Genomic DNA, 8,084 nt, shown 5'->3' with positions numbered 1-8,084 from the left:
GGGCGGACGAGGGGGGTGGGGGGTGGGCACTGAGCGGATTCCTTCCCATGCGCGCGTGAGCACACAGAACTTCTGGTCACCCCAGGAGATCGCGGGGTCGCCGCGTACCTTTCGGGTGGGTGCGGGAGAGCGAATTCGCCGGGCGTGCACCGGCCCCGTTTCACCGAAGGGCGATCGAGACCGGCCGTGGCCCCCCGCACGGGTCCTTCAGCCTTACACAACTCACTCGTGCGCAACAAGCCGCACGAACAACAACCGCCTCTTTGACAAATAGTCAGATAGCGCGCCAACTCGCGCCCCATGTGTACGCATTCGGGAATCCTGCGCCCCGTGTGAAACGCGCGCACACTCCGGTGCTCCGCGCACTCTCCCGGCACAGGGGGCCAATGCGGTGGACTGGACCCCGGCCTCTCCTCGGAGGCCCCGCGCGGGACGGCGGCTCTTCCGCGCGAAACGGCCGCCGGCCCTGTTCCGTCCGCCCTCGGCCGGCGGCCCCGGGGCCCTGGAGCCTGGCCGACCATTCCCGGGGGAGGCGGGAATGGTCAGCCAGGCTCTGGGGGCCTGGGGATCAGAGCTGCCAGGAGCGCAGCCGGTCGGCCGCGCCGTAGACGTCGGTCTTGCCGCCCATCAGGTCGCGGGCGAGATCGACGAGGGCGCCGTAGGGCGGGTCGATACCGACACCGCTGACGAACATGTAGGCGACGGCGGTCGCACAGGCGAAACGCGCGTTTGCCGTCGGCAGGGGTTTCAGCAGGGCGAGGGTGTGCAGCAGCGCGGCGGCACGCCAGGCGGGGTCCGAGTCGACGCCGAGCCGGGGCGGGTCGACCCGGTGCCGGGCGACGGCGGCCACCAGCGCGGAGAAGTCGTTGACGGTGGGCTGGTCGGGCAGTACTTCCTCATGGCGCTGAAGCAGCCAGGGCACGTCGATATGGATGACGGGGGCCATCGGTCAGGCGGCCCGCCCCTCACTCTTGGCGGGCGGTTCGTCGTCGGGGAAGGCGGCCGCGAACTCCTCGGCGTGGGTGGCGAAGAACCGGCGGAACGCCTCCGCTCCCTCCTGGAGCGCCCGGTGCCGGGCTATGTCGGCCGCGGCGGCCTCGCGCACGAGCGCCTTCATCGACGTACCGCGTTCCTTGGCGATCTGCCGCAGGTCCTCTAGCTCGCGGTCGCTGAACTCCACGTTGAGAGCTGGCATGCATCTCACGGTACCGCGCAGCCACTTTCCCGTAAATATCCGCAGGTCAAAGGCACATGCCTGCGGTACCCAAGGGCCGTGTGGGACCTTGGGGACCCGGCGCGAGCCCACGCGGTCCCCGGTCCGGGTCACCGGCAGCGGCAGCGGCAGCGGCAGCGGCAGCGGCAGCATCGGCATCGGCCGTGGGTGTCCGGACGGGACCGTCCCGTCCGGACACCCACGGCGCACTGTCCTAGGCGTCAAGTCGGCTGATCCGTACCGCCCCTCGGGCCTCCCCCGGATGTGCGCTGGTCAGGGTGAGCCGCAGCCGGGAGCCGGTCACCGCGTCGAAGGTGATCAGCGTCGGGGCGTCGGAGGCGGTGGCCCGGTCGACGGACACCCCGGTCACCGGCACGTACCGGCCGCCGTCCCAGACCGCGACCTCGACCGCGGCGGGCGGTGTGTGCGTGGCGTCCTCGGTGAAGGACACCGCGACCCGGTCGAAGGTCCGTGCCCGGCCCCAGTCCACGGTGACCCAGTCCGCGGGACGCGCGCCGCTGAACGCCGGGAGCAGGGCCGTCGCCGACTTCACGAAGGCGTTGGACCAGCCGGTGGCCGGGTCGCCGTCCAGCATCGCGGCCGGGAGCGTGTCGGCTCGGCCGGAGTAACCGGCGTCCGCGTGGGGGTAGTCGGTCGGGGCCGGCGCCTCGGGGGTGAACCGCGCCGCCGGGGTGGTCGCCGCCGAGCGGGCCCGGGTGGTGCGCACGACCGTGGTGTCCGGGCGCAGGCCGTCCGCGTGCGCCGTGACCTTCAGCGGGCCCTCCCCGGTGCCGGAGCGCACGATGGCCAGGGCCTTGCCGTGGAAGGCGGTGCGGGTGCTGGCCTGGTAGCGCTCGGCGCTCTCCTGGCGGCCGTTGTCGAGCCCGGCGAGGGAGCCGCCCTTCACCTCGAAGGTGATCAGGTCCTCGGCGTCCGGCACCACCACGCCCCGGGCGTCGACCACCTCCGCGGTCACGAACACCAGCGAACGCCCGTCCGCGGCGAGGGAGGTGCGGTCCGGGGTGAGCCGCAGGGCGTGCGGGGTGCCGGCCGTGCGCAGGACGTCGGTGGCGACCACCTTGCGGCCGCGCCGCGCCACCGCCTTCAGCTCGCCCGGCGCCCAGGCCACCCGCCAGACGAGGTGGAGTTTGCCCGCGCTGCCGTTCGGGCTGGTGTAACTGCCCGGCCAGGGGCCGCCGGTGAAGGTCTTGTCGTCGCCGGTCGCCTCGGTGGTCTCCAGATAGGTACGGCCGTCGGTGGTCGTCTTGGTGTCGAACGTCCGGGTGCCGAGCGACTTGCCGTTCAGGAACAGCTCGACGGTGTCCACGTTGGCGTACGCCCACACCTCGACGGTGTCGCCCGGCTCGTGGTTCCAGGTCGTCGGCAGCAGGTGGACCATCGGCTCGTCGGTCCACTGGCTGCGGAAGAGGTGGTACATGTCCTTCGGGAAGCCGGCCGTGTCCATCGCGCCGAAGAAGGACGCCTTCACCGGGAACACGTTGTACGGCGTGGGCTCGCCGATGTAGTCGATGCCCGACCACAGGAACTGGCCCGCGAACCACTTCCGGTCCCGGTCCTTCTTGTGCCCGTACTCGCCGCTCATGGTCCAGGAGGCGAGGTTGTTGTCGTAGGAGGAGGTCGCCCGTCGGCCCGGGGTGTGGTTCTCGCCGGTGTTGAGGTGCTCCGGCTCCTGGTACGCGCCGCGCGTCGAGGTCTCCGACGACGACTCGGACTCGAAGAGGAAGAGGTGCGGGTAGGCCGCGTGCAGGGCGTCCACGGACTGCGCGGTGTTGTAGTTGAGGCCGAGTCCGTCCAGCTTGGCCAGCATGAGATCGGCTGCGGAGCCCTTGGCGGGCAGCCGCCGGTATTTGTCGGAGCCGATGACCAGCGGGCGGGTGTCGTCGGCGGCCCGGATCGCCGCGATGATGCGGTCGGCCATGGCGAGTCCGGCGGTGGCGGTGGAGTCGGGGATCTCGTTGCCGATGGACCACAGCACCACGGCGGGCGAGTTGCGGGCCGCGAGGACCATCTCAGTGGCGTCCTTCTCGCACCACTCGTCGAAGAACCGGCCGTAGTCGTAGCGCGTCTTGCCGGTGCGCCAGCAGTCGAACGCCTCCACCATCATCACGATGCCCAACTCCTCGCAGACCTCGATCATCTGCGGCGAGGGCGGGTTGTGGGAGGTGCGGAAGGCGTTGACGCCCATCGACTTCATCAGGGTCATCTGGCGGCGGACGGCGTCGGCGCTGACCGCGGCGCCCAGCGCGCCGAGGTCGTGGTGCAGGTCGACGCCCTTGATCTTGGCGTGGACGCCGTTGAGGTGGAAGCCCTCGTCCGGGTCGAAGCGGAAGGTGCGGATGCCGAAGGAGGTGCGGCAGGTGTCGGTCCGCTCGCCCGCGACCCGCAGTTCGGTCTCCAGGGTGTAGCGGTGGGGAGCGGCGAAGTCCCACAACTTCGGCTCGGGAACGATGAGTTCATGGGTCTCGGTGACGGCGCCGGCCGCCGCGGCCGGGGCGGCGACCGTGGTGGCTCTACGGGCGACCGTCCGGCCGCCGGGGGCGACGATCCGCGAGAGGACCTCGACGTCGGCGGCGGCGCCCGAGGCGTTGACCACCTGGGTGCGCACCCGTACGACGGCGCGCTCGGCGGTGACCTCCGGCGTGGTGACCTGGGTGCCCCAGCGGGCCACGTGCACCGGTTCGGTGACGACCAGGCGGGCCTCGCGGTAGATGCCGCTGCCCGAGTACCAGCGGCTGCTGGGCAACTGGTTCTGCACCTTGACCGCGAGGACGTTCTCGGTGGTGCCGTCGGTGTGCACGCGGTCGGTGAGGTCGAGGGCGAAGCCCGTGTAGCCGTAGGGATGTCGGCCGACCTCGGTGCCGTTGCAGTAGACGTACGCGTCCATGTAGACGCCGTCGAACTCCACCGAGATCCGCCGCCCGGCCAGGGCCGGGGGCAGGGTGAAGGCGAGGCGGTACCAGCCGAGGCCGCCGGGCAGGAAGCCGGTGCCGGAGGTGGTGCCGTGCTCGGTGGTGGGGGTCTGCTCGATGCTCCAGTCGTGGGGCACGGCCACCCTGCGCCACGACGAGTCGTCGTGGCCGGGGTCGGCGGCGTCGGCGTACGCGCCCGTCGGGTCGGTGAGTCCGCCCGGGTCGACCAGCGCGAAGCGCCAGCCGTCGCGCAGGGGGACCGTACGGCGGCCGGAGTGGCCGCCCGCCTCGGCGGCCCAGGCCTGCGCGGTACCCGACAGCGCTCCGGCGGCCGGTGCGGCCGCGGTGGCGAGCAGGACCGATCTGCGCGTGACCGTCATGACGACTCTCCTTCATCAAAGCTCATCAAAGCCCAGAAGTACTCACAACTGATCGCGAACAAACAGAATCTGATGCCGGGTCACCCCGCCGCGTCAAGAGTTCGTCGGGGCTCTTCCGCTCGCGGCGTCCCGTGCGCCGCACGCCGGGGCCGGAACTTCGCCGCGGCCGGAGCATCCCGCGTCCGGCGTCACGGTCCCCACGGGAGCCGTACGCACTAGGCTGGAAGCTCAAGTGACCCGCTTGTCACTGTGAGTGCGCGCAATGGAGTGGCGACGATGACCCCGGACTACCCGTTCGACGATGCCGCGACGGCACGGGCTGTCATCGCCGGTGACGGCACCGTGAGCTCATGGAACGCGGGAGCCCGGCAGCTGCTCGGCTGGGAGGCGGCCGAGGTCGTCGGGCGGCCGGCCGCCCGGCTGCTGGCCGACGGCGACAGCCAGCCGGCGCCCGCCTCGGCCGGTGGACGCTGGTACGGGACGGTCACGCTGCGCCACCGCGACGGCCGCGCCCTGCCGGTGTGGCTGCTCGCCCACCACCGGCGGCCGCAGGACGGCGAGCCCGGTCACTGGCTGGTCGTCACCCCGCTGGAGACCGCCGACCGGCCGGCCACGGATCCCACGCTGGCTTTGGACGCGCTGGTCCAGGCCCCGTGCGCGGTCGCGGTCTACGACGACCGGCTGCGGCTGCGGCACGCCAACCAGGCCATGGCGGAGGTGCTGGGCCTGCCCGAGGAACGACTCCGGGGCCTGCGGGTCTCCGAGATCGGCGGCAGACCCCACAGTGCGGAGCTGGAGGCACAACTGCTCCAGGTGCTCGTCACGGGCCGCCCGCTGGACAGCAGGTCGTATCTGCGCACCGGCGGGGAGGGCCGGGCCCGTGCCTGGCTGGCCCGGATGGCTCCGGTCGCCGACGCCGAGGGCCGGGTGCGGGGCGTGTGCCTGGCCGTCCACGACCTCACCGAGAGCCATCTCGCCCGCGAACGGCTGCAACTCGTCAACGAGGCGAGCATGCGGATCGGCACCACCCTCGACGTCACGCGGACCGCGCAGGAGCTGACGGAGGTCTGTGTGCCGGCCCTCGCCGATTTCGTCAGCGTGGACCTGCTGGATCCGCACGATCCGGGCGGCGAGCCGCCGGGGCCGTTCGCCGCCCCCGCCGAACTGCGCCGGGCCGCCCACCGGTCGCTGCGCCCGGGGACGCCCGAGGCCGTGGTCAAGCCGGGCGACACCCAGGCCTACCCGGCCGGATCGCCCCAGGCCGACGCGCTCGTGGCGGGCCGCACGATCGCCGCGACGGTCGCGGGCGGCTCGCTGAACCAGTGGCTGACCTGGGACGACGCCCGCGGCGGAGCGGTCACCGAGCTCGGCGTCCACTCCACCATGGCGGTGCCGATCCAGGCCCGCGGCACGACGCTCGGCGTGGCGATCCTCACCCGGTTCCGGCGGCCGGACCCCTTCACCTCCGACGACGTGCTGCTGGCGGAGGAGGTGACCGCGCGGGCCGCCGTGTGCATCGACAACGCCCGCAGGTACTCGCGCGAGCGCGAGACGGCCCTCGCGCTGCAACGCAGTCTGCTGCCCCGCACCCTGCCGCGGACCGCGGCCGTCACGGCCTCCTCCCGCTACCTTCCGGCGGCCAGGGCCGGGGTGGGCGGCGACTGGTTCGACGTGATCCAGCTGTCCGGGATGCGGGTCGCCCTGGTCGTCGGAGACGTCGTGGGCCACGGCATCCAGGCCTCGGCCACCATGGGTCGGCTGCGCACCGCCGTACGCACCCTCGCGGACATCGACCTGGCCCCCGACGAGCTGCTCACCCACCTCGACGACCTGGTGCTGCGGCTGTCCGCGGACTCCGGCGGCGAAGGCCGCCCCGGCGAGGTCGGCGCCACCTGTCTCTACGCGGTGTACGACCCGGTCTCCCGGCGCTGCACGCTCGCCCGCGCCGGACACCCGCCGCCGGTGATCCTGCCGCCGGGCGGGACGCCGCAACGGGTCGACCTGCCCAGCGGCCCGCCGCTCGGCCTGGGCGGGCTGCCCTTCGAGTCGACCGAGCTGTACCTGCCCGAGGGCAGCGTCCTGGCCTTCTACACAGACGGGCTGGTCGAGTCCCGCGAGCTCGACATGGAGGCCGGGCACGGGCTGCTGGTCGAGGCGCTGGCGGCGCACACGGGATCCCTGGACGAGACCTGCGACCGGATCCTGCGCACGCTGCTGCCGCCGGGCGGGGCCGGCGACGACGTGGCCCTGCTGCTGGCCCGCACCCAGGGACTGTCCCCCTCCCAGGTCGCGACCTGGGACATCCCGGCCGATCCCGCGCTCGTCGCCCGGACCCGCAAGCAGGTCGTCGAGCAGCTGGCGCTGTGGGGGCTGAGCGAGGCCGCGTTCACCGCGGAACTGGTGGTCAGCGAGCTGGTCACCAACGCCATCCGGTACGGCGCCCGTCCGATCAGGCTGCGGCTGATCCACGATGCGGCCACACTGATCTGCGAGGTCTCCGACACCAGCCACACGGCCCCGCACCTGCGCCGCGCGAAGACCTGGGACGAGGGCGGCCGGGGTCTGCTGCTGGTCGCCCAGCTCACCCAGCGCTGGGGCAGCCGGCACACCACCGACGGCAAGACGATCTGGGCGGAGCTGGCGCTGTACGAGGAGAGCTGAGTTCCGGCCGAACCGGGCGGACTCCGGCCGGCGACCGCGTCGGACCATCGAGAGAGGGCACCCGATGTACATGCCACAGTCGAAGAGCCTCTCCACCGCGCTGCTGTGCGCGCTCGCGCTGCTGGGGTCGGCGACCGCCTGCTCCGCCGCCGACGGCACACCAACCGCGTCCCGGCCCGCGGCCGGCCGCACCGACACCGCGCGGGACACCACGACGAGCACGGCGGCCCGCACGACGGCGAGTACCGCGACGGGTACGTCAACCGGTACGGCGGCGGGGGCGACCCCCGGCGCGACCGGTGGCCGCGCGACCGGCCCCGCGGACGGGACCCGCTGTCACACCTCGCAGCTGCGTGCCTCGGTCGGCCGCGACAATCCGGGGGCCGGGCAGGAGAACTTCCCGATCGTCCTCACCAACAGCTCCCCACACACCTGCACGCTGCACGGCTTCCCCGGCGCCGCGTTCCTGGACGGCGCGGGCCGGCAGGTCGGACCGGACCCGAAACGCACGTCCGGCCAGACGCCCACCACCGTCACGCTGGCCCCGGGACAGAGCGCCTGGGCCGGGCTGACGTTCGCCAACCCCGGGATCAGCGAGGCGAGCACGGCGATCCCGTCCTCGCTGCTCGTCACCCCGCCCGACGAGCGGGACCCGCTCACGGTGCACTGGACGGCCGGGAAGGTCCCGGTGGCCGGCAACGCCTCGTCGGTGTTCCTGACCGTGTTCAGCGCCGGCCGCGGCGCCTGAGGACCCCTCCGACGCGCGTCCCGCCCGCCGTCGCCCGCGCGAGCGGCGGCGCGGGCCGCCCCGGACCGCCCGCGCCCGGTCCCGACCACCCGGGCCGGTCAGCGGCGGCCGCCGCCGCCCCTGCCGTAGCCGCCCCCGCCATAGCCGTAGCC

General features: G+C 73.2%; 5 protein-coding genes. 2 read left to right on the top strand and 3 right to left on the bottom strand.

The genetic code is table 11. From position 1 onward, the window contains the following. Positions 1-568 precede the first annotated feature (568 nt). From FNH09_RS42535 to FNH09_RS42525, 3 genes are all read right to left on the bottom strand, one after another. A complete protein-coding gene (locus FNH09_RS42535) occupies positions 569-946 on the bottom strand; it encodes a toxin Doc (protein ID WP_152895219.1) in 378 nt (125 codons plus the stop codon). A gap of 3 nt (positions 947-949) precedes the next feature. Then, positions 950-1,195, bottom strand: a complete 246-nt coding sequence (locus tag FNH09_RS42530) for a hypothetical protein (protein WP_152895220.1) — start codon at positions 1,193-1,195, stop codon at positions 950-952. Positions 1,196-1,427: 232 nt separating this feature from the next. Further along, complete coding sequence (locus FNH09_RS42525) at positions 1,428-4,523, bottom strand: glycoside hydrolase family 2 TIM barrel-domain containing protein (protein WP_152895218.1); 3,096 nt, start codon at positions 4,521-4,523, stop codon at positions 1,428-1,430. 276 nt (positions 4,524-4,799) lie between these two features. Here FNH09_RS42525 and FNH09_RS42520 point away from each other — a divergent pair, with 276 nt between their 5' ends. Continuing rightward, a complete protein-coding gene (locus tag FNH09_RS42520; RefSeq protein ID WP_152895217.1) occupies positions 4,800-7,184 on the top strand; it encodes a SpoIIE family protein phosphatase in 2,385 nt (794 codons plus the stop codon). A gap of 70 nt (positions 7,185-7,254) precedes the next feature. Beyond that, a complete protein-coding gene (locus FNH09_RS42515; protein WP_202919875.1) occupies positions 7,255-7,932 on the top strand; it encodes a DUF4232 domain-containing protein in 678 nt (225 codons plus the stop codon). Positions 7,933-8,084 lie beyond the last annotated feature (152 nt).

Origin of the sequence: Streptomyces adustus (assembly GCF_009377175.1) — a bacterium.
Classification (GTDB): domain Bacteria; phylum Actinomycetota; class Actinomycetes; order Streptomycetales; family Streptomycetaceae; genus Streptomyces; species Streptomyces adustus.
This window is presented reverse-complemented; position numbering and strand designations above follow the sequence as displayed.

Coding starts and splice junctions, on each gene's coding strand:
- FNH09_RS42530 (WP_152895220.1), bottom strand. CDS start 1,195: ATGCCAGCTCTCAACGTGGAGTTCAGCGACCGCGAGCTAGAGGACCTG.
- FNH09_RS42535 (WP_152895219.1), bottom strand. CDS start 946: ATGGCCCCCGTCATCCATATCGACGTGCCCTGGCTGCTTCAGCGCCAT.
- FNH09_RS42525 (WP_152895218.1), bottom strand. CDS start 4,523: ATGACGGTCACGCGCAGATCGGTCCTGCTCGCCACCGCGGCCGCACCG.
- FNH09_RS42515 (WP_202919875.1), top strand. CDS start 7,255: ATGCCACAGTCGAAGAGCCTCTCCACCGCGCTGCTGTGCGCGCTCGCG.
- FNH09_RS42520 (WP_152895217.1), top strand. CDS start 4,800: ATGACCCCGGACTACCCGTTCGACGATGCCGCGACGGCACGGGCTGTC.